This window comes from Paenibacillus sp. FSL k6-2145 (genome assembly GCF_037976585.1).
GTDB lineage: Bacteria > Bacillota > Bacilli > Paenibacillales > Paenibacillaceae > Paenibacillus.
In genome coordinates this window covers 5,954,179-5,978,183 of record NZ_CP150267.1, presented here as the reverse complement: position 1 = coordinate 5,978,183, position 24,005 = coordinate 5,954,179, and the positions used below count along the sequence as shown (strand labels likewise).

The 24,005-nt window shown below is 45.4% G+C and carries 16 protein-coding genes and 1 pseudogene; all 17 read left to right on the top strand.

The annotated features are described in order from the left end of the window. Positions 1-66: 66 nt before the first annotated feature. Entirely contained in the window at positions 67-1,044 is a 978-nt protein-coding gene (locus tag NZ043_RS26250) for an aldo/keto reductase (protein WP_091029665.1), read from the top strand. 421 nt (positions 1,045-1,465) lie between these two features. Further along, positions 1,466-2,566: an AAA family ATPase gene (locus NZ043_RS26245; RefSeq protein WP_074095349.1), complete on the top strand. Its 1,101-nt coding sequence runs from the start codon at positions 1,466-1,468 to the stop codon at positions 2,564-2,566. Next, positions 2,554-5,022: a DUF5682 family protein gene (locus NZ043_RS26240; protein ID WP_339309651.1), complete on the top strand. Its 2,469-nt coding sequence runs from the start codon at positions 2,554-2,556 to the stop codon at positions 5,020-5,022. The genes NZ043_RS26245 and NZ043_RS26240 overlap by 13 nt, the downstream gene beginning before the upstream one ends. Further along, complete coding sequence (locus NZ043_RS26235) at positions 5,007-6,230, top strand: VWA domain-containing protein (protein WP_339309650.1); 1,224 nt, start codon at positions 5,007-5,009, stop codon at positions 6,228-6,230. The genes NZ043_RS26240 and NZ043_RS26235 overlap by 16 nt, the downstream gene beginning before the upstream one ends. Before the next feature lie 19 nt (positions 6,231-6,249). Next, on the top strand, positions 6,250-9,807 hold the full coding sequence (locus NZ043_RS26230) for a DUF4132 domain-containing protein (RefSeq protein ID WP_339309649.1): 3,558 nt from the start codon (positions 6,250-6,252) through the stop codon (positions 9,805-9,807). A 4-nt stretch (positions 9,808-9,811) separates the two neighbouring features. After that, the gene (locus NZ043_RS26225) at positions 9,812-11,644 is read left to right on the top strand and encodes a hypothetical protein (RefSeq protein ID WP_339309648.1); all 1,833 of its coding nucleotides are present in this window, start codon (positions 9,812-9,814) and stop codon (positions 11,642-11,644) included. Beyond that, complete coding sequence (locus NZ043_RS26220; RefSeq protein ID WP_339309647.1) at positions 11,631-11,909, top strand: hypothetical protein; 279 nt, start codon at positions 11,631-11,633, stop codon at positions 11,907-11,909. The genes NZ043_RS26225 and NZ043_RS26220 overlap by 14 nt, the downstream gene beginning before the upstream one ends. 225 nt (positions 11,910-12,134) lie before the next feature. Continuing rightward, entirely contained in the window at positions 12,135-12,677 is a 543-nt protein-coding gene (locus tag NZ043_RS26215) for a sigma-70 family RNA polymerase sigma factor (protein WP_339309646.1), read from the top strand. A gap of 13 nt (positions 12,678-12,690) precedes the next feature. Beyond that, positions 12,691-14,097 (top strand): hypothetical protein, encoded by a 1,407-nt coding sequence (locus NZ043_RS26210; protein WP_339309645.1) that lies wholly within the window; start codon positions 12,691-12,693, stop codon positions 14,095-14,097. Between the two features lie 174 nt (positions 14,098-14,271). Continuing rightward, positions 14,272-16,779, top strand: a complete 2,508-nt coding sequence (locus tag NZ043_RS26205; RefSeq protein WP_339309644.1) for a WG repeat-containing protein — start codon at positions 14,272-14,274, stop codon at positions 16,777-16,779. A 144-nt stretch (positions 16,780-16,923) separates the two neighbouring features. Beyond that, positions 16,924-17,523, top strand: a complete 600-nt coding sequence (locus NZ043_RS26200) for an ABC transporter transmembrane domain-containing protein (RefSeq protein ID WP_339309643.1) — start codon at positions 16,924-16,926, stop codon at positions 17,521-17,523. A gap of 159 nt (positions 17,524-17,682) precedes the next feature. Further along, a complete protein-coding gene (locus tag NZ043_RS26195; protein WP_289389391.1) occupies positions 17,683-18,147 on the top strand; it encodes a hypothetical protein in 465 nt (154 codons plus the stop codon). Positions 18,148-18,448: 301 nt separating this feature from the next. After that, positions 18,449-18,767 (top strand): annotated as a pseudogene (locus tag NZ043_RS26190) (RDD family protein). Positions 18,768-19,086: 319 nt separating this feature from the next. Next, positions 19,087-20,712, top strand: coding sequence for an extracellular solute-binding protein (locus NZ043_RS26185; RefSeq protein ID WP_339309642.1), 1,626 nt, complete (start codon positions 19,087-19,089; stop codon positions 20,710-20,712). Positions 20,713-20,768: 56 nt separating this feature from the next. Next, positions 20,769-21,692, top strand: coding sequence for an ABC transporter permease subunit (locus NZ043_RS26180; protein WP_339309641.1), 924 nt, complete (start codon positions 20,769-20,771; stop codon positions 21,690-21,692). A 10-nt stretch (positions 21,693-21,702) separates the two neighbouring features. Then, entirely contained in the window at positions 21,703-22,584 is an 882-nt protein-coding gene (locus NZ043_RS26175; protein WP_024631936.1) for a carbohydrate ABC transporter permease, read from the top strand. A 39-nt stretch (positions 22,585-22,623) separates the two neighbouring features. Beyond that, complete coding sequence (locus tag NZ043_RS26170; RefSeq protein ID WP_339309640.1) at positions 22,624-23,745, top strand: glycoside hydrolase family 88 protein; 1,122 nt, start codon at positions 22,624-22,626, stop codon at positions 23,743-23,745. Positions 23,746-24,005: the final 260 nt, after the last annotated feature.

The window sequence follows — 24,005 nt, the reverse complement described above, 5'->3', positions numbered from 1 at the left end:
AAGAAGACATGGTAGAGAGAATCGATTATTATGCTTGCTAAAAATGAAAATGAGGTGAACGCTGACATGTCTTACGCACAACTTCCTTTGCATCACCACCAGATTCCGGCAAGTCGAATGGTTCTTGGCTGTATGCGGTTTGGGGGTGAATGGGATGGGCTCCCCATTACTTCCGATCTTGTCGTAGAAGGTCATCGAGCGGTAGAAGCAGCTATCGAAATCGGCATTAATCACTTTGATCTGGCGGATATTTACACACGTGGTAAGGCAGAGCATGTCTTGGGGCGAGTTTTATCCGAAACTCCCGGCTTGCGTGAGCAGATCATTATACAGTCGAAGTGTGGTATACGTCTTGTAGGTGATGATGAAGGACCGCAGCGTTATGACACCTCACGTGCACATATTCTGGCGAGTGTGGACGGTATCCTGGAACGGCTCGGCATCGATTATTTGGATATTTTGCTGTTACATCGTCCTGATCCACTTGCCCATCCGCAAGAGATTGGAGACGCACTGGCTGAGCTGCATCATTCCGGTAAAGTGCGCCATTTTGGAGTGTCCAACATGGGTTCTGAACAGATTCGTTTTCTTCAGCTTCATAGTAAAGTACCTCTGATTGTGAATCAGCTGGAGATGAGTCTGGACAAAATCGGATTCGTAGAAGCTGGTGTTACGGTGAATCGATCCCAAGCTAGAGATAACGTGTTTCCCTATGGCACGATGGAATATTGTCAGGCAGAGCATATTCAACTGCAAGCTTGGGGTCCCCTTGCTCAGGGGCGTTTTACTGGCAGGGTAGTTGAGGGACAGCGTCCTGAAATTGAGCATACGGCTCAATTGGTTGATCGAATGGCTAAGGAGCGTGGAGTTACACCGGAGTCTATTGTACTGGCTTGGTTAATGAAGCATCCAGCAGGGATACAACCTGTCATTGGTTCGATTCGACCAGAACGTATTCTGGCCTGTCGTGATGCAATAAATATTGAGCTTACCCGTTATGAGTGGTACGAGCTGTATTCCGCTTCATGCGGGCGTAGAATGTAAGTAGGGAATTCTGAGAGAGTGGTTCGTTTCGATCAAAATTCATAGATATTGGGTGAAATTTGAACATATAAGAAGACACAAGCTGCTGATGGCCTGTGTCTTCTTTGTAATAATGGGCTTCATTTGGTTGAAACACATGATCGAAAGTGTAATGAATCCTAAGGTCATATGGCCTACAATGCGTTTGCATGGGTAATAAGCATGCTGATTCGGAGCCGAAAACAGTGTTTAGGCACGGTTGTAAGGATAATTCACCTTCATATTTGTGCTAGAGGCTATGTCCATGGACTTAGGAAGAGTGCTGATAAGAAGGACGTTTCAACCATTTTTATCGTTTTACCGGGTAGTTGTTCGAGGGCTGTGATAAAATGATAGGAATAAGAACATACGATCTGTTTACGTGAGAGGAGACACCTTGACGATGGAGATGCTTAAACCACCCGCCGAGACATTATACGAGGTTGAATTACGTGCGCTGCGAGAGGAAGATCAGGGGAAACGTCCCCCGAACTGGCTGTTATCTCCCGCCTATGTGCGCGATTTTATTATAGGCAGGGATAAGCCTGCGTTATTAAATGGAGAAGAGATCACGATTACCCGCAAATTCTATGGCAATGACGTGTTAATTGAACGTGCCGTGGTTACTCTGGCAGGCAATCGAGGATTAATGCTCGTGGGAGAACCCGGGACAGCCAAGACCATGCTTAGCGAACTGCTGACCGCAGCGATCTCCGGTACCAGTCTAAACACGATTCAAGGTACAGCAGGCACGACGGAAGACATGATCAAGTACTCATGGAATTACGCCATGCTGCTTGATAAAGGCCCTTCGGAAGCTGCGCTTGTGCCATCACCGTTATATAACGGCATGAAGAAAGGAATTCTTACCCGTTTTGAAGAGATTACACGTTGTCCAGCTGAAGCGCAGGATAGTCTGATCAGTATTCTCAGTGACAAGGTCATGAGCATCCCGGAACTGGATGGCGGTGTGCTGTTTGCCCAACCGGGATTTAACGTCATTGCTACAGCCAATATTCGCGATAAAGGTGTTAACGAAATGAGTGGTGCATTGAAACGCAGGTTCAATTTCGAAACAATCAAGCCCATTCATAACGTGAAGATGGAAGCCAAAATTATTGAATCCCAGGCACGAAGCCTGTTATTACATAGTGGAATTGATATTGACATTAACCCGGATGTGGTTGAATTGCTGGCTACAACATTCATGGAACTGCGCACCGGCATGACACGGGAAGGCTACAAACTTGACACCCCTCAAGCATCCATGAGTACGGCGGAAGCGGTGTCTGTCTATGTCCAGAGTGCGATGACTTCCTATTATTACGAAGATAAGGCTATTGCGCTGGATCGGTTGGTGCAGAACATGCTGGGGACCATTGCAAAGGAAAACGACAAGGATCTGTCCATTCTCAAAACCTATTTCTCTAAGGTCGTAAAAGAGCGTTCCAGAGAAGAGGGAATGTGGAAGGACTATTATGAGGAGAGAAAATGGATCGGTTAACAGCGGTACTGGACCCTGATGTTGAGCAGTTACAATCCTTGTTCGAATCCCAGGTATATAACCTGAGTAATCATACGGTCTATTATCCTATTAGACACCATAGCCCTGCATGTTCGTATCACTTGTTACGATTAATTGAGGAGTACAAGCCAGATATCATTTTGATTGAAGGACCGGAGAGCGGTAATCCATTAATTTCGGTGCTGAGTGATGAGGCAACCTTACCTCCTGTCAGTCTGTACTATACCTATGAGAGTGAATTGGAGAGAGAAGCCTGCTATTATCCGATGCTTCGGTATTCACCTGAATATGTAGCTTTGAAAGAAGCAAAACGCCTGAACATTCCGGCGAAGTTTATTGATTTGGACTATCAACACTTCTCCACTCGTGCATCCAAATCCGGCCAGACAGAACAAAAGGAGATCTCCATTCAGGACGAAACCTTGCTTGCGGGCTCTGACTTCATTAACCGTTTGTGTCAAAAAACAAACTGCCGCAGTTTTGATGAATTGTGGGAAAAGGTGTTTGAGATCGGTGGCCTGGAGAAGTCTACTGAGGAATTCGTGCAGGATGTATTCACGTATTGTACCTTATCCCGAATGTGTTATTCCACGGAACGATTACAGTCTTCAGGTGATCTGGCAAGAGAAGCATATATGAAACAACATATTAATCAAGCGGTGCGGGAGCATGACCGTGTGCTTGTCATTACCGGTGGATTTCATACGTATGGACTGTTGATGTCAGAGAAACATGAATCGGAATTGGAACAGCCAGAAATGGATAAACGGCATACAGACCGACGTTTGGATGGACAAGGTAAACCAGGAACGTCTCAACAAAGTGCGGTTAATCCAGACACGGTTCACCAACAAATGTACCCGATGGTCTATACCTTTGCTGAAGCGGATCGGCTCAATGGATATGCGAGCGGCATGCCTTATGTAAATTATTACGATCAGATCTGGAACCAGCTGCTTCGCAAAAAGAGTACACCGTATAATCTAACGGCTCTGGACTTGTTATCCCGGCTGATGCGCCAATTAAGGGATGGTCACGAACATGTATCAACGAGTGATGCGATTGAGGCGTACAGCATGATTCAAGGTCTTGCCGGGCTTCGGGGTAAAAGGGAAGGCGGCGTCTATGAGTTGATGGATGCAGCACTCTCTTCCTTTGTGAAGGGGGAGCTTACCTTGGCGACCGATAAACCGCTGCAAGAGCTGCAGCAGTTATTGACTGGAGACGTCATTGGAAGCGTGGCTCCCAATTCATTCAGTATTCCCATCGTGGAGGACTTCAAGGCGCGTTGTACAGAGTACAAACTGCAGATTCGTACAACAGGTCAACACAAGAAAGTTCTGGATCTGTATGCGAAACCGGAGCATCGTCAGATAAGCCAATTGATTCAATGCATCACCTATCTGGTTCCGGAATTCGCGAAACGGCAATCGGGGCCGGACTGGATCGCAGAGCGTGACATGAATCTTGTTCGCGAAACCTGGGTTTATATGTACTCATCCCGTATTGAAGCCAGATTGATAGAGAACTCTCTCTATGGCGGAACGCTTGCTGGAGCGGCTACACGCAAAATGGAAGAACAGATGCAAGAAATACCGGATCATCATAGCGGTGAACTTGCCCGACTCATGCTTCAAGCGTTACTCATGGGGCTTCAGGACACTGCGATGAAACTCTATGAACAGGTGCGCTCGGCGCTGAGAACCGACGGGAATTTCCTATCCTTATGTAACAGCCTGCATGTCTTGAACCGAATTCATCAACACCGCAGGTTGCTGGGATTATCTGAGGAGCAACATCTCCCTGACCTGGTATCCGAAGCTTATAGGAACGCCGTGGACAAGTTGTTACAGCTCTCCAGAGCCAACCCGGATGAACATGAAGCCATTACTCAGGGATTGAAGCTGCTAGCCATGCTCGCAGAGTCATCGGAGGGGTATTTTCAGGATGAGACATTCCGAATACAGTTGAATGAGCTTCTGTCGGATCACCAGCTTCCGGCTCAGCTGGAGGGTGTATGTGTGGCTATTTCCTCAGGGCTCGGTGACAGGCCCAGAGATGAGATTGTTGATCGTGCTCGTGGTTATATCCATGGTACACCGGATCAGACCCGTCAAACCGCACTTTTTTTACAGGGAGTATTCACTGTAGCACGTGACGCTTTTTTATATGAAGATCAGCTGTTGTCCGAGTTGAATTATCTGATTGAACAGCTTTCATACGACGACTTCATCAGTATGGTACCGGAATTGCGGTTGGCATTCACCTACTTTACACCAATGGAGACGGGCTTGATTGCCGAACGGGTGGCGAGTCTGCATCAGGTTGAGCCAGAGGAAATGTTGAGGCCTGCGGTTGATGAGCAGATGCTGACTCAGTCCAAAGCATGGGACGAAGCGCTTCGAAAGGAGTTTGCCGCATGGAAGCTAATATGAATGAAGCGAATCGGAGAACGGACGATATCAGAGAAATCAATGAAAGTTCCAATCCGGATGGAAGCAACCGAGGGGATCAACATTCTGCTGAAACCTTAAATCGATGGCGTCTGATTCTTGGTGAATCGTCCGAAGAAGGGTTGTGTAATACAGACCAATATACGTCGGCTGAATTTCAATATACGGAAATCGATGAGATTCTGGGGTATCTGTATAACCGTGAATACGGTGAAGAACAAGGTTACCGAAAAGAGGGAGGACGCGGTGCATCTAATCTGACTGTACCAAAATGGCTGCACAAAGTCAGGGACCTATTCCCCAAAACAACGGTAGAAATATTGGAGAAACAGGCGCTTGACCGCTATGGGCTGACAGAATTGTTAACAGACAAAAAGTTGCTTGAATCCCTTGAACCCAACATGAATCTGCTCAAGAACATTATGCAGTTCAAAGGACGGATGAAAGGTGAGGTGTTAAAGAGCGCCAAGGAGATCGTGCGAACCGTGGTTGAAGAGCTACGCAGCAAGCTGGAGTCTCAGACCCGAGCGAGTATCATGGGCAAGCGCAGTCGCTATACCTCGAGTTCAGTTCGATCCTTGCGCAATCTGAATTTCAAGCGAACCATCACCAAGAATTTGAAGAATTACGATAAAAACAAGCGCAGGTTTGTGATTGATCGTCTGTATTTCGACGGGAATATACAGCCCCATAACAAGTGGAACATCATCATTGGTGTAGACGAAAGTGGCAGTATGCTGGATTCAGTCATCTACAGTTCGGTGATGGCCAGCATCTTCTATCGCTTGAATGCGTTGCGCACGAAATTATTCATATTTGATACGCAGGTTGTTGATCTGAGCGACAGACTGGAAGACCCCGTAGACGTGCTCATGAATGTACAGCTCGGTGGGGGGACACATATTACCAAAGCGTTGCGATATGGCGAGACGTTAATCGATAATCCAGGCAAAACCATCTTTATTCTGGTCAGTGATCTGGAGGAAGGGTACCCGATCGCGCAGATGTACAAAGCCTGTAAAGATATCATCGATGCAGGATGCAAATTGCTGGTTCTCACCGCGCTCGATTTTAACGGGGATTCAGTCTATAACAAACATGCCGCACAGACATTAACTAATATGGGGGCACATGTAGCAGCAATTACGCCTAACGAACTCGCGGATTGGATTGGCGAGATCATCACTTAAATTCAAGGAGGAATGTGTAATGCTTACCGCAGACCGCGCAGTTGAAACTTTGGTGGAGAAATTCGCAGTAACCTGTTCAAACGAGTATTCATTAAAAACAGATCGAAGCTCCGAAATTATTGATTATGTCTTAGGAACGACAGACAAGTTTCCGGATATGATGGGAAATTCGAGTCATTATGTGTATCAAACGATTGATCTGCTCATGAAGCTCGCTAAAAAAGACGATGGAGATATCTTTTACCGTGCCGGGGCTATTGTGATATATCTGGAATCCAATTATTCCAAAAGAAATTCATGGAGAACGGATGCCTTTACTGTCTGTATGGGAAATGACTCCGAAGCCTACGGATTAAGCGGGAAGAGCAAGAGCGCTGATCGCATGGATGGATTGTTGTCCCGGTTGAAGAAGATCAAACAGTTTGCAGGCGAGAACGAAATTTTGACTGAATTAAAGAGTAAATTAAAGCGTGCCCAGTGGCTTTTTGATTCCAAAAAGGCTGACACCCAGGGGGATTATCGAGATGTAATCAATGCGTTAATGCTGCTGCAACTATATTCAAGACTCAGTGACACGGCTTCTCATCTTGCAGAGGTTCAATCTTCTGTTCAATCGTTACCAGTGTTGTTTCAACATGTAATGGCTAATGATGCAGATAAGTTGCGGGACGAGCTACATACGTTGATTGAACCTGTAGTGGTCAGTAATATTCAAGGAAAACATAACGGATCTTCCCAAGAATTGAAGGATGAATTCCTCAAGGAGAAGCGTAGTCAGCTCATAGCTGAACTGTATCCCAATACGTCTTTCTCTTCAAAAGAGCAATGTTCAAACACAGTATTCCATCAAACGATGGTACTTGTGAGTGGTGCCTTGTTGTACCTGATTAACATTAGTGGAGGTAAACAACGGTTCCTTGATACAAATAGTGAGATTGGGCATGTTTTGCTTCACACAATACATCAATTACATGAGATTTATCCACTTGAAGTTCGCCGTTACTTGCTGAGTATGGACCCTAGAGCAAAAAGTCCAAATGATCTGCTTGCTGGACTTGTGCCTCTGGATGAGCCTTATCAGTTGGTTGAAATGTTGCGGAACGAGCTTAATTCGTACACGGTATCTTGGAACATGTTACAATCCGCGATCGCGAATCGTCCTGAACAAGCGATTCGAGCATACGAGATTATAAAACCGCCATTCCTGAAACTCTGCATTCAGAAATTCATGAAGGATCAAGGATTGACATTGCCTAATGCGGAGGGCTCACTGGAGCAAGCGGTATTTAACGCTCTTCGGCATCCTTTGGACGGGGGACGTCAAGGACTTGCGATTGCAAGATACTTAGGTGGAGAAAACACCCTGGAGGAATATTGGGAGGACCCGAATAGTCGCGGGTTGTTTAATCAACTGAATCGGGATAAGAAGCGTGTTCACAACCTCATTAGTATTAGTTTTCTGCCCTTGGACTCGGAGGCGATGCGCAGGTTCGCAATCCTGACCACTCATCCCGATTGGACACTGGATATTATCTCGGACATGTACAATTCATACGCGTTTAGTGGAGAGCAGCTGCTTCAACGTTATGGGCAAGATCCTGAGGTGCAACGTGAGAAATTGCTAACCAGCCTGATCTCACTCAATGGCATGACCGACTATAGATACAAATCCATGCCGCATGACGAATACCGCCGAATCATTCAGAAGAATCTGGACTATGCACTGACACAGTACAAGAAACTGCCAACGGATACGCGCATTTTAATTCTGGAGATAACCTTTGAACAGCGTGATGAGTTATCGAAGAAAATATTGGCTGAAGCGATTCGTGCCGGATTGCAGGATTCGTCCAAGAAGGCCAACGGCGTGGCGTTAGCGGAATTCAATCGAATTCCTGATCAGGACTTGTATACGCTCGTATACCTCTCCGAGAAAAAAGTGGGAATCAAAGAGATGGCTCTGACCGCAATCCGCAGTCTGGAAAACAGCAAGGAGCTGTATGGTGAGCTTTTGAAGAAAGAGAAGTCCGATGAGTGGAAGAGCTTGATCCAAATTCTGCTGGATACCGCAGATCTAAGTCCAGAGTATGCCCATGCTGCACTCGCTGATCAGGCGGATGCCAAAAAGTTGTCGAGACTGAGCTGGTTGTCCTTGAAAGATCTCCCTTCACTGATACGTATTGAAGACAATCAGCCTTTAGATGACCGGATTAAACAGTATGCTTTGGTCCAATCATTGGATCATACATCCGGTCCTAATGAACGGTTGAATGAATTACGAGATTACGTAAGTGAGGTATCTCTCGCTCGTTTTGCAAGTGAAATGCTTCAGGTCTGGATTCAGGAAGGTGCTCCTGCAAAAGAGAAATGGGTGATGTATGTATCAGCACTCTTTGGCGATATTCAGATTGTAAATATTTTAGCTCCGCAAATTAAGGAATGGACAGAAAATAGTCGTGGCGCGATTGCAGCAGATGCTGTAAAAGTGCTCGCTTATCTGAAAGATCCATCCGCTCTAATGGCGATTGATAAAATTAAACGTGGCGTGAAGAACCGTCAGGTGAAAGGTGCAGCAGAAGAAGCATTGCAACTTGCAGCCGATAATATGGGACTTACCTCGGAACAACTGGAGGATCGGTTAGTCACCACGCTTGGTTTTGATGAAAAAGGAACCATGCAGCTGAGTTACGGAGAGCGTTCCTTCCTGGTTAAGGTCAATGGAGACTTACAAGTCGTTGTCTTAAATGAAGAAACGGGCAAATCCGTGAAGAGTCTGCCTGCTCCTGCACAGAAAGATGATCCTGAATTGGCAGCCCAGTCCAAGGCACGTTTCACACAGCTGAAAAAAGATCTCAAATCCATGGTTAACATTCAGGCGCAGCGTCTGGAAGAGTCATTGTCCAAGCAACGTCTGTGGTCTGCCGATGAGTGGAAAGCACTGTTTGTACAAAATGTAATCATGCAAAAATTCGCTGTTGGTCTGATCTGGGGAACGTATGAGGATGGCGCTCTGATCAGCACGTTCCGTTATATGGAGGACGGCACCTTCAATTCCGTGGATGAAGACGAGGTTGATCTGCCTTCAGGTGCACAAGTGGGACTTATACACCCGCTGGAACTGGATCAGGCGACGCTTGAAGGTTGGACAACGCAGTTGGAGGATTACGAGATCAAGCAGCCGTTTGAACAACTGAATCGTGAAATCCATCAGCCTGAAGATGAGGACAAGGCGAAGAATGAATACGATCGTCTGCCCGAGTCTGATTTCTCACCAACGTCTTTCCCCAAAGCACTGGAGAAATACGGCTGGATCAAAGGGCCGGCACAGGACGGCGGCTGGTATCATGAATTTTATAAAGAGTACGGAGATCTTGTTGCGGAATTACAATTCAGTGGTACGAGTATTACGTATTACGAGGGATTGGATGACATTACCCTGGATTCCCTACATTTCTTCAAACCAAATAACAAGCAATATTATTACTACGGTGACAATAAACCCATTGCTCTGGGCAACGTTCCAGGTCGAGTATTCAGTGAAACGATCTACGACATTCTGAGAGCAACGGGGCGTTGATGACGTGAGTGGATTCAAGGAAAAATTCCGGATTTTTTCGAAGCTGTGCACGGAGGATTATCTGATCCGGTACGCCAACAAGGGATTGTACAAGAGGTCTTTGAAAGAGTTGGACAATGGTGTAGTTGTAACGTACACATGGAATGAATCATCCGTGAGTTGCCTATTAAGTGATGGGACACACTGTACGCTTGAGAATACGCTGGATCATTGGGAATGCTCCTGCCCGGCCGATCATATCTGCAAGCATGTGCTGATTGCAATTCTGTATGATCAACGGGAATATACGGCAGAGGATTCAATGAATGCAGACGAGAAGCATGCACTGGATAAGTACTCAGGGATATCGGATAATGATCCGTTGGACGTACCCAAAGACGTATCAGTAAAAGAATCAGTATCAAACTTAGTATTAAACGTGGACGATCCAAGCGAAGATCCGCATTCAGTGTCACGTGAGATCGAGTCTCGCTTCCGCTGGTTGACGGAGTCTGATCTTACCGTGTTAATTAAATCGTATAGTTCTTCCATGATTGAGGAAGTTGTTTTCCGACTGAGATACCCAGAGGAAATTAAGATCATTGAAGATTCACTTCTTACGGTTCATCTGACCACCCAGAATATCGAGGTGTCTTTTACTGAGGAACCGAACCTTGCAAAAGCACTATGTAAGGTGCAACAGACTGCTGGGAAAATGGCCAAGCTTGAAGCGTTGTTACGGTATCGGAACCTAAAAGGCCTAGATGATAGGGATGCATTAAGTGGACGGGTGTACGAAGCCAAGTTCTCTCTTCAGACAGTACAGGAATGTCGGGTTATGCTGGCAGGATTGTTGAAGACGGGACTGGCCCGCCTTCCTCAGTCCTTTATGGCACAACTGGAGACTTTGGCAATTGCAGCTCATAGTGGCAACCTGCCTGACATAGAACGCAGTTTACGAGGGATTCAAGGGGAACTACAGTTGTTTTTCAACAGACATATACGATTCTCCATGCAATCCATGTTGGATCGGGTGAGTAAGCTGTATCTTGCACTCCAGGTTCTTGAAGAAGAAAAGGTATCTGTCATTCAGCAGAGTCAGCTCATTGGCAGTTTTCGAAGTAAATACTTTACGGTCCCTTCACTTCACCTGTATGGACTGGGAGCTGATGCGTGGGAGACACGATCCGGTTTCCGTGGAATCACCTATTATTTCTATTGTTTCGATGATGAGGAAATCTACACCTATAGCGATGTACGTGCTGTATATTACGATGATCAGCAGTTCTCATATACAGAGCATTATGGTGCATTCACACCATGGCTGCCTAATCTGACCTTTCGCCAGTTTGTGGGTGAAGAAGTTCAATTCCATTCAGTTAAAGTGAATGAAGAACGCCGGATCTCTTCCGGGGAAGGTGCTAAACTTGCTATTTTGCCACGAACGGGTGTGGAAACGTTGAATCTGGGCAAAACCATGCAAGATGTAACGACTGTACTTCAAGAGGAATCGCGAACATTCGACTTGTTTGCTGCTCCCAAAGAACGATTGGCTGTGATCAAAGTTGCTCGAATCGTGGACCATAACTTTGTCAAACAAACGCAGGATCTTGTCCTGACGGTTGAGGGTGCCGAAGGAGAACGTTTGGCACTTACTCTCCCGTATTCAACAGACTGGCAGACGATGATCCAAAGACTGGAGTCAGGATATGGTTCCCAATCACTTGAACACTTCTATGCCTTTGTGCGTGTGGAACCAAAACGGATTAGCCCAATCAGTTTCCTGAAGGGTCAAACGGTGCTCAGTCTGAAACTGGATATCGGTAATGGGAGGATGGGCAGACTTGGAAGAATATAATCAGTTTATGGAGAGAATTAACGGCTGGTCAGAAGAGTTGCTGCTGCGCGGGTTATCCCAGTTTACGATACGAGATATTGAGGTACTTGAGCAGCTCGCAGCGGAATCCTCGCGGTTGCAGATGAGTTTCCTGCATGAGTTGTTGAATCACCTCATCAAGGAAGGGCGTAGCGTGGCTCTTGGACAAGGTCATGAAGAGTTACTGTTATTTCAGTATTGTCGTCTCACCCAATATGTACAGCTCAGTGTGCAAGAAGAGGCGTGATATTGGTTAGTAATCGAAGCGAAGGCCCATGAGAGCGATATGATGTAGTAAATAAGATGGTAGTATAGAATATAAGAAGATTTGCAGAAGGCCATAAGGTCACTGCAAATCTTTTTTTATCGTGGAGTAAGTAAAAGTCATTTGTTAAACGAATATAGGTAGGTAGCACGGATCAACACGAGCATTCGTGATTATATGAGCATGGAAGGGAGGGTGCATGTAATCGTGGAAGAAGAACAGATACGGAAGGCAGTAGCGAATCGTGATCCTGAGGCCATGGAATGGGTGATGAACCACTACGCAGGTTTGTTATGGAAGATTGCTCATTCCATCTTATATCATGCATCGGCAGAAGAGATTGAAGAATGCGTAGCAGATACATTTTTTGCTTTTTGGCAGAATCCGGATGCATTCCAGTCTGGGCGAAGTAGCCTGAAAAATTACCTTGCAACAATCACAAAACATAAAGCGATTGATCGCTACCGGAAACTTAATCGAAGAACTGAGCTTACATATGAAGAGGAGATTCATTCGGTGAAAACGGATGATTTGTTGGTTCAGATGATCAGTAAAGAGACATATACGGAACTTAATCAAATGATTGAATCTTTTCCAGAACCGGAACGTGAGATTATGAAACGTCGGTTTTATGAAGGACAGAGACCCCATGAGATATCAGAAGCATTGTCCCTACACGTTAGGCAAGTCCATAACAAGCTTTATCGCTCCAGGCAACGATTGAGGACATGGTGGATGAACAGGAAATAAAGGAGGCGATCAAATGCGAAAATCCGAGAAAGAATTCACTGAGCAGAACCTCTTTAATATTAAAAAGTTGTTCTATGATAAATTGGCGCTGAATGAACCACCAACCGTTACGAGATCAGATTCATCATTTTATCCACCTGTATTATATCCATCCGCACAGACCAAGAAGTCCATGAATAAAAGAAAAAGGTATCGCAAAGCCATCTATATTCCTGTAACCGCTGCGTTATCGTTATGTCTGGTTACAGGGGCAGCTGCATCAGTTGGGATCATTGATCTGTCTACTGTTCTTCATTTTATAGGTGCAGATCGGATTGGCATTCTTCAGCCTGTTCACCAGGTGAGTGAAGATCAAGGGATTCGAATGGAGGTTATAGGTGCTGTCAGGGACGGAGATACAACGGAAATCTATGTTTCATTATCCGATCTGACGGGTCATCGCATTGACGATACAATGGATGTATATGATTACAGGGTAACCGGTGGTAATGCAAACAACGCTCAGATTATTCATTATGATGATGCTAACAAAACGGCTATTGTCCGATTCCTCATTCAAGGAAAAGTCAGCAAAAATCGAATTACCGTTCAGATCAATACGCTGATGTCAGGTACATCTCTTCAAGATGGTTACAACGTACAGGTGGACTGGGAGAAGTTGTTACAAGAAAAAAAAATCAATAGCTATGATATTCTGGATCAAGATCGTATAAGTGGCTTGGGAGGTAAAACCGATATTCAATTGGATACTGATCCAATTCCGGTATTGCATCAGGATGTAACGAATATCCCTGTTGAGGGTATTGAATGGATGCATATTTCCAATATGGGTTTTGTGGATGGCAAGTTACACATTCAGATTAATCCGGATAATGAGATTGGCGAGTATAATCATGGATACTTCTACTTCACCGATGAGCAAGGTCGAAAGCGCGATATACCTGAATATTCCGTTAGCTATGGACATTATATGAAAGATGGGGTCGGGTATGGAGGAGATTATGAGGAGTTTGTGTATGATCTGTCTGCTGTTGACGATTTAGATAAGCTGAGACTTCAAGGCAGTTTTACGAGTATTAGTGAAGTTGTAAAGGGAAATTGGAAAACGACCTTTAACTTGAGTGAAAATGGTTTGAGCAAAACAGGAAACGTTCAGCTTGATGCAAATGGAGCCTCACGGGCAAATGTAACCCTTTCCGCAGTTGGCGTCACGCTTACAGGTGAGGCACTGAGCAAGATTCGGGTGGAGGACTTGGGTATTGAAGTTCACCTGAAGGATGGTACAAAGTTGTCTGGCGCATCCGGTTTCCTCCAGCTGGATCAGGATCTCATTAAGTGGATATCCCCTAAGACCATTCCGGTGAATGATGTGAGCTACCTGCTAATCAATGGAGAGAAAGTAACTTTGCAAGATAGATAATATAAAAAGTGAATCAAAGAATCGGGGGATAAGTGCAATCAGAAGGTTGTTCTGTCATCGTAGTGGTAAGTGTGAATATTCTTTAGTTCAACTTATATAAAATGAATTACATGTCATATCCCGATTTATGACGCATACCATTAGGCGAATGCGGTCATAAGGGAGGAAACTGATATGTCCATGAGCGAACCGCTGTTAACGCAGATTGTGAATCAACATATTCCGGCTGGTGCAACGGTCGTCAATATTGATAAACCTGTTCAACATCCAGCGATCTATGCGGCAGATCTTACCGGTGACGGTATGCCGGAGATTGCTGCAGTCTATCAGTTGAACGGTGAGCTGTATTTGCTCATTCTGAAATTTGTTCAAGGACACTGGATCAAGATGGCACTAATTAAGGGATTGGGGTATGGGGTGACTTTAATGACTGCAGCCCCTGTAACTTCAACGGCAAGGAACAATCTTATTATTGGTTGGCGGATTGGTTCTATTTGGTCTAAGCTTGCCGTATATGAGTGGACGGAATCAGGGCTCAAAGATTTGGCGCCTGACGATCTATACTATAGCTATGCAGAGATTATAGATATGCCTGGTCCGCATGGTCGAGATGGGAAAGTGGAGATTGCACTCTGGATACATGACACAGGTGAAGCCTATCGTGTGGAGATTATCCGATGGCAGAATGGGAAATGGGTTCCTGCACCGGACGTATATGCAACCTATTATCCAAAAGTGGTGCAATATTACGAGCAACTAACCCAGCAATATCCTGATTATATCTTTTACTGGTATTACCTTGCGGATGCTCAGTACCATGCGGGCCAGTATCCGGCAGCACTTGCTTCCGTTCAGAAGGCACTCAGTTTCCCGGAAGCTTATCCTTCCAGAGAGGTACTACAGGAGCTGGAAAAGAAAATAAAGCAGGCGATGGTCCCTATAAGTCATGCCCGGGTAACGACATGGTTATATCCAATCTCCGTTCGAACCACGAGTGGGACGCGTTGGGGGTATATGGATGCACAAGGCCACATTCGGCTTGAGCCGGTACTGGATGACGCGCAAGAGTTTCAGCCCAATGGATTGGCTGTGGTTGTGAAGGATGGTCGAGCCGGCGTTATTAATCTTCAGGGGCAGTATGTTGTTCAACCTGTATACGATTCCATCAATTCCTTTTCCGAAGAACGGGCGATAACCATTGATTCTCAAGGATTTAAGATGATTAATGAACAAGGTACAGTCCTGACCAAACGGGCATACCCGTATATCTCGAATATGAAGGATGGCCGAGCGTTGTTTTACGATTCTAATCCTGGTCAGGCAGATGGATCGGTGAGTCGGTATGGTTATTTGGATGCGTCGGGCAATGAGGTGATACCTGCACAGTTCGCTTCTGCGAATGATTTTCAAGATGGCAAAGCGGTTGTGCAGATTAAGGACAATGAGTATGCACTCATTAATCGCAATGGACATCGGCTCGCGACGTATCCATTTGCCTATGTGGGACCATTAGGGGATGGATTGCTCGCTTTTCAAAAAGAGGCCTCGGGCAAATATGGGTACATCGACGAACGGGGTAATATTCGCATTCAGCCCAAATTTTCATCGGCATTTCCTTTCAGCGGCGGGCAAGCGATTGTTAATACAGCAGAGGACTACAAATCGAACTATGGAGTCATTAATACGGAGGGATCGTTTATCATTCAACCCGCGTATAATGACATCCGCGAACTAGGCGAGCATCGTTATGCGCTGGGGCAAGCAATTAATCCGGAGCAGCCGTATATTGGCTCTGTATACGCGATTGCAGATACCAGTGGCAGAAGACTTACGGAGTTCCTATATCGCGAAGTAGGCAATTACAAAAACGGCCTGGCTTCTGCATCGGACGGAAGACAAACCTATCTGCTGGATCTGAGTGGAAGACCTGCCGCTGGATATCCGCATGTAGAAGGTTCGGGTACGTTGGAGGTCGTGGCACCAGATCTGATTAAGGCCTATGTAGACCAGCGCTTATCGTATGTGAATCGGGCCGGACAGATCATCTGGCGGCAAAATACAATCGTTCCACTTCATCCGCCGTACCGTGTACGCGAAGTGAAGTACAAACCAAACAGGGACTATCTCGTATATTATCCGCAGGTGGAGGGATTGACGAACCAAGCGGAGCAGCTTGCACTGAATGCCAAGTTGAAGCAACTCTCCCAGGTTAAACCGATTCCTGCTGATCAACAGCTGGATTACACGTATACAGGGGATTTTGATATTACGTTCTATCAGCAGCAATTGCTGCAACTGCAACTCACAGGTTATAACTACCCGGCAGGTGCAGCGCATGGTATGCCTACGATGATCTATGCGATCATTAATCTGACGAATGGTCAGTTGTATGAGCTGAAGGATTTATTTAAACCGGATAGTGACTACGTAAAAGTGTTAAGCCAGATTGTGGGGGATCAGATCAAAAATGATCCTCAATACTCGTATGTGTTTCCGGACACCTATACGGGGATTAGTGCGGATCAGCCGTTTTATGTCACAGCGGATGCTCTGCATCTCTACTTCAATCCATATGACATCGCGCCCTATGCGGCAGGGTTTCCAACGTTTACAATTCCGTTTGTTCAGATCAAGGATATCATTAATACAGAAGGTTCGTTCTGGAGAGCTTTTCATGAGTGAGTGTCTTCTTACAATCCAACAGATTCAGAGTATGAGGCCATATGTCCAATATGGCTTCTTTGAATTAGATTCACTTATAATCCGTATTGAGGTATTTTTGCTCCGGATTGGGGTAGCGGTTGCCCGCGTACCTGTGAGATATTAATGTGCGTTTTGTACCAGCTCAGAGTGAGACTTGCGGAGCATGTTGCCAAAGTACCCATGGGGTATCACACCCGGGCGGCAACCGGTGAGCTGAAGAAAATCATTGAAGTCAGTGTGGAGAAAATTGAGAAGTTTATCGCCCATCAGTTGCCGGATCTGGTGAGTGCGATCGTCATTCAAGTGATGTTGCTGGGATATTTATTCTGGCTCGATTATCGTATGGCGCTGACGCTGTTGGTTCCGATCGGAATCGGGTTCTGGTTGCAAAGTCGTATCTTTCGCAGTGAACGCGGCCGTCAGGCTTATCGTGATTTTCAGCTTGCCATTGAAGAGATGAATGCGACGGGTGTTGAATACGTGAGAGGTATGCCAGCGGTGAAAGTATTTGGGATTACAGCTGATTCGTTTCTGACGTTTAAACAGGCGGTGACGCGTTATCGGGATATTTCGTTGATAATAACAGATTTGTGTAAAACATCCTACGGGCTGTTTTTTGTAATCATGATCTCGTTGTTTACCTTCATCGTTCCGGTGGGTATTCTGCTGTCGAGTGGACAGCGATGGGAAGAATGGAGCTTATGGACCGCCTGGGTACGATGATTCTGGAAGGGCAAAGGTAATGTTCAATTATAGCAATTCATGATAGATTAACTTTAACTTTTAACAGAACCTAACGGAGGCCTATCTGTAATTGTGTAATTTGTTCGAAATCATGTAACTTGAGCGGCTCTGGCTGCGTTTAGACATTGGGGTGATCTGATGTTGGTGAACGCGGTTCAACGGTACATGGTATTAGGATTTATATTTATCGGGATCTTCTTTACAGCACTCATCGTTCTTGAAAGGGTTGAAGGGTACCATATTACAACGACAGAGTATTACGGTTTACGTAATTTAGGGGGCTTGATATATATATTGTCGCTCATCCTGGGATTCGGTCACTATTTAATCGCTTTTTATGTTGTTATTATAAGCCCGATCTCATGGTTGCTGCGGAAATATGTGTGTTCTCCTATGGTGAGGATTTTCATCTACATGGTTGGGTTTGGATGGGGCGGGCTGTGGGTTTTTGATCTCATGTACAATCCATATTTCGTGAATGGATACCATCTGAACCGAATGACATCGATATGGATATTTGCCATCGCCGGTTTAGTCTATGCCATTGTGGAGAATAAGATTTGGCGAAGAGGGCAGATGCAGAACGAACAGAAAGCTACTTAACAAATGTTGAGTAGCTCTTTTGGTTTACATAATTATTATGGTGTTTTCATTGGAGACTCAGAAGCTAAATACAATATTAGAAAGGATTATGTAAGAGTAAGTAATGAACATGAACTAAGTTAATTCGATAGTTTGTTATAAAATTTACAAAGGGTACAAGTGAAAAGAAATAGGAGTTATATCGTGAATAAGTAAAATTTTTGATATACTACCTGATTTGCGTACATAGAGTTAGATATTTTATGAAGGGAGCTCATGAAGTAAATTAGCCGTTTAGTTTAAAAACGTAGTTTGGAGGAAAATTTTTTTGTATAAAGCAGGTTTTTGGATCAGATTCGGGGCAGGATTGTTGGATGGCATTATTATCACATTTCCTTTAATAATTATTGCAGGGTTGATATGGTCGAACAATCGGTAAGCGCATCTGCGGGATTCGGAAATACGATTCACATGAATCACCAAGGCTGGGTACAATGTTACTACGAGTTGTTGTTGCAGGACTTTTGTATTTTATAACTTTTGGCATTGGTTTCATTGTAAGTGTCATCATGGTTGCTGTACGAGAAGACAAACGTGCAATACATGATTTTATCGCAGGTACCGAAGTCGTTTGGGACTAAAAAGGAGAAGGTAAGCCCTGGGGTAATATATTCGTTATATCCCAACCAAATTATATCTCCCACGTTACAGACTATGAACAGTGTTCATGGTCTGTTTTTTTGTGATCTCAGAAGTACAGTCACAAACCCGCGCCAACACAGCAAATTCAAGGCATTGCAGTTGATTATATAAAGAATTCGTCTATCGTTTTGGCTAAATGATCATTTTGTTCTGACGAAATCAACATGTCATTTCATCTTTTGCGAATATCGCTACAGTGCCCTCTCCCTTAATCTGAGGTAGAGCACAGACATTCCTAAAAGGTGGAGGATAAGGTCCATGAGAAGAAAAGTGTTATCTACGAGTTTGATGATCCTGTTATTAGGTACGACGATCCTTGGGTGTTCGTCCGGAGAAAGTAAAACGGGCGATGCTGATAAAGGGACACCAAGCGGATCAACGGAAGCAACAACCTATCCGATTCAAACGGATAAGACGCTTACGTATTGGGGTGAAATTAACGGCAACCTGATCGGGGTCAAAAATTCGCACAGCGAAATTCCATTCTTTCAAAAATGGCAGGAAAAAACCGGCGTAGCACTCAAATTCACGGCACCACCGACAGGGCAGGTCAGAGAATCCTTCAACGTGATGCTGGCATCCGGGGATTTGCCGGACATGCTGGAATACAATTTCATCGGAGATTTCCCCGGTGGACCGGAGAAAGCCATCAATGATGGTTACATCCTAAAGCTGAACGATCTGATTGACCAGTATGCTCCGAATCTGAAGAAATACCTGCAGGACAATCCAGACATCGACAAGATGGTCAAAACGGATAGCGGCAGCTATTATGTATTCCCGTTCATTCGGGGAGATGAGTATCTCCGTGTCTTCCAGGGTCCAATCATTCGTAAGGATTGGCTGGATGAGCTGGGACTACCGGTTCCGGAAACGATTGATGAGTGGACTACAACCCTGAGAGCTTTTAAAGAGAAAAAAGGCGCATCCGCTCCGTTCTCTGTTGTAAGTAAGCCCCGATTCTTTAACGATTCCGGTAATGGTGCTTTCCTTGGTGCCTTCGGTGTAAACCGTGGATTCTATCAGGAAGAAGGACAGGTCAAATTTGGTCCTGCGGAAGAAAGCTTCAAAGAATACTTGAAGTTATTCCAGGAATGGTACAAAGAAGGTTTGATTGATAAAAACATCTCAACAGCTGATACCAAATCCGTTGACGGTAACCTCGCTTCGGGTGCTACTGGCGCTAGTGTTGGTAACGCAGGCGGAGGTATCGGCAAATGGCAACCGCTCGTAGAAGCAAATGATCCGGATGCCGTTCTGGTCGCCGCACCATATCCGGTGCTTAAAAAAGGTGATATTCCTAAATTCGGCCAGCTTAACCAGGGTTATGCCTCGGAAGGCACTGTTGCCATCTCAACAGCAGCCAAGGACCCGGAACTTGCCGTTCGCATGCTGGATTACGGCTACAGTGAGGAAGGGCACATGTTCTTCAACTTCGGAGAAGAGGGTGTCAGCTATAACATGGAAGGCGATTATCCGAAATTCACAGATTTGCTGCTGAAGAACCCGGATAAACTCGCTCCTGCACAAGCAATTTCACTATATGCCCGCAGCAGCTATAACGGTCCATTTGTTCAAGACAAACGGTATGCCGAGCAGTTCTTTGCACTACAGACTCAGCGCGATGCCATTGATGTATGGAAGAATACACAGGCCGCCAAATATAATCTGCCTTCAATCACACCTACACCTGAAGAGAGCTCCGAATACGCGACCATCATGAATGATATCAACACACTCGTCGATGAGATGACCATCAAGATCATTCTGGGCAACGAACCGGTGGATCAATTCGACAGCTATGTCGCAAAAATGAAATCGTTACATCTGGATCGAGCGATTGAAATCCAAACCGCAGCACTCGAACGCTACAACAATCGGTAATTGTAAAAGGGGAGGGCGCTAACCCTCCCGATTGAAAAGAGGTGAAAAGGTACATCATGAGCAATCGTCAATCCTTTAAAAGCCGGTTCGTGCGGGACTTCATGATGAACAAGTATTTATATATCATGATGATTCCCGTTATTGGATATTATTTAATATTTCATTATGGTCCGATGTACGGCGCAATTATTGCCTTTAAAGATTATTCTCCGATGAAGGGCATTTTGGGTAGTGATTGGGTTGGGCTGAAGCACTTTGAAGAGTTTTTCAACATTTATTATTTCTTACGTGTGCTGAAGAACACCCTTCTTATCAGTTTGTACACGCTGGTCTTTGAATTCCCTGCACCGATTATTCTGGCGCTGCTCATCAATGAAGTACGCAAGCGCACGTTCAAGCGGGTCGTTCAGACGATAACGTATATGCCTTATTTCATCTCTCTCGTCGTCATATGCGGTATTATTACGGACTTCACGAACGCGGATGGTTTAATCAACCGCCTTATCATGATGCTTGGATATGACGGTCAGGCGATGCTGCAAAAGCCGGAGCTGTTCCGTCCAATCTATGTTCTGTCTGAAATATGGCAGCGGATCGGTTGGGAATCCATTATCTATATCGCTGCGTTGATGAGCATCGACCTGGAGCAGTATGAAGCGGCGAAGATAGACGGAGCGAGCCGTCTCAAGCAAATGTTTCACATTACGCTACCCGGATTGCTGCCAATTATTACGATCATGTTCATTCTCCGGATGGGTAATATGCTGAATGTCGGCTTCGAGAAAATCATTCTCCTTTATAATCCGGTGACCTATGAAACAGCTGATGTCATCTCTTCCTTCGTATATCGAAAGGGATTGTTGGAGTTCGGATGGAGTTACAGCTCGGCAGTCGGTCTATTTAACTCGGTGATCAATCTCGTTCTTCTGATTTCGGCGAACTATATCAGCCGCAGAGTGAGTCAAAACAGCTTATGGTGAGGTGGTAACTTTGATTAAGGAAAGTGGTTGGTTTGACCGAATCTTTACGATTTTAAATTATACATTTTTAATCCTGCTTGTCATCGTCACATTGTACCCGCTGCTCTACGTGTTATTTGCATCCTTAAGTGATTCGGCGCAGCTGTTAGCAAACAAGGGGCTCCTGTGGAAGCCGGTCGGCTTTAGTCTGGAAGCTTACAAGAGCGTACTTGCCAATCCAGGTATAGCCACAGGTTTCCGCAATACATTATTTATTCTTGTGTTCGGCGTTATCGTCAACCTGTTCATGACTGCGCTTGGTGCGTATGTGCTATCCCGTAAAAATGTGATGTGGAACAAGGTGTTCATGTTCTTTATCGTGTTCACGATGTTCTTTGGCGGCGGCTTGATTCCACTGTACCTGGTTGTAAAAGGCGTTGGCCTGTTAGATACACTGTGGTCGACCATTCTTCCTTTTGCCATCAGCACGTTTAACCTGATCATCATGCGAACGTCATTTATGGGCATTCCGGACAGCCTGGAAGAGTCGGCCAAGATTGATGGAGCGAATCACTTCACCATTTTGTTCCGTATTATTATCCCGTTGTCCATGCCAGTCATTGCCGTGATGATCCTGTATTACGCAGTTGATAAGTGGAATGGATGGTTCTATGCATCGGTGTTTATCAAAAGCCGAGAGCTGTTCCCGCTGCAATTGGTGCTGCGTGAGATTCTGATTGCCAATTCCACCGAGAGCATGTCGGCTGGTGCATCGGCTGGGGATCGCTTCCAGATCGGGGAAACCATCAAGTATGCAACGATTATGGTAGCGACGATACCGATCCTGTGCATCTATCCATTTTTGCAGCGCTTTTTCGTGAAAGGTGTCATGGTTGGTTCATTGAAGGGTTAAACCAGAGAATTGAAGAACGGTAAGGAGGTATGATGTTACATGAGCGTATTAAATGAAGTGAACAAGGACGTGTGGGATCAGATTAAAAGTAAAGCCGATCAGATGCTAGCAGCCATAGGTGAAAAGTCTCCGCATGTCGCTGGAGCAAATGGCATCTATGACGACATGAGAATCGATTGGTGGACCTCAGGATTCTGGCCGGGCATGTTATGGATTGTGTACGATATGACGGGTGATGAGAAATATAAAGAAGCTGCATGGAATTGGGATGAGCGGCTATCGGCACGGTTTCTCGAAAACAACTACTTTGATCACGATGTGGGCTTTCATTTCCTGCCTACGGCCGTCATCAAATACAAGCTCACCGGAGATGCCGATGCCGCAAGGCGTGCCTTATTTGCCGCGAACTTCCTGGCTGGACGCTTTAATACCAAAGGCAGCTTCATCCGGGCCTGGAATGGCGACATGCTGGGCTGGTCGATCATCGACACCATGATGAACCTGTCCTTGCTCTTCTGGGCGTCTGAGGAGAGCGGAGATCCACGTTTCGGCCATATTGCCAAAGCTCATGCGGATATGGTCATGAAGCAATTTGTCCGGGAAGATGGCTCGGTGCATCATATCATTCGATTTGATCCCGAAACAGGTGAACGTGCAGAAGCGATAGGTGGACAGGGAGCGGGACCGGATTCGGCATGGAGCCGGGGAGCGGCGTGGGCTTTATATGGATTAACGAATACGTATCGGTATACAGAGGACCCGGCATATCTTGATGCTGCACAGCGCGTGGCGAACTTCTTCATTTCCAGACTGCCTGAGGATCACGTTCCGCATTGGGATTTCCGTGCAGAGTCCGAAGAAGAGGAGGAAGTTCCACGTGACAGCTCTGCTGGTGCAATTGCAGCTTCCGGATTGCTTGAGCTTGCAGATGTACTTCCTGATCCGGAGGGCAGACTCTATGCTACCGTTGCCAAACGTATCCTGAGTTCCCTGCGGAATCATTATGGAACTTGGGATCTTCCTGAGCACGAAGGTATGCTCCTGGAGGGAACCGGTCATAAACCGGCAGGTCAGAACGTGAACGTCTCACTCATATACGGTGACTATTTTTACGTTGAGGCGAGTGCCAAATTAAACGGATGGAAGCATCGCATTTTCTAAAAATGCTCTGAGAAAATTTCCGAAAACATTCTCATCTATTCAAAAATGAATTCAAATGAATACGCGTTTTGATACCGAATGCCCGATAGACGAAAGTGGTCTATTCGGGCTATTTGTGCTTGATTTAACGGGGGAAATAGGTGCTTGCGCACCTTTTTGTCAATTGAATTGAACTTTTTATCTATATCCCAATCGCGCTCTTGACGTTATAATAAATTCCTGATCCAAACATCGATAATCTACGAAGAGTTGGGTGATGA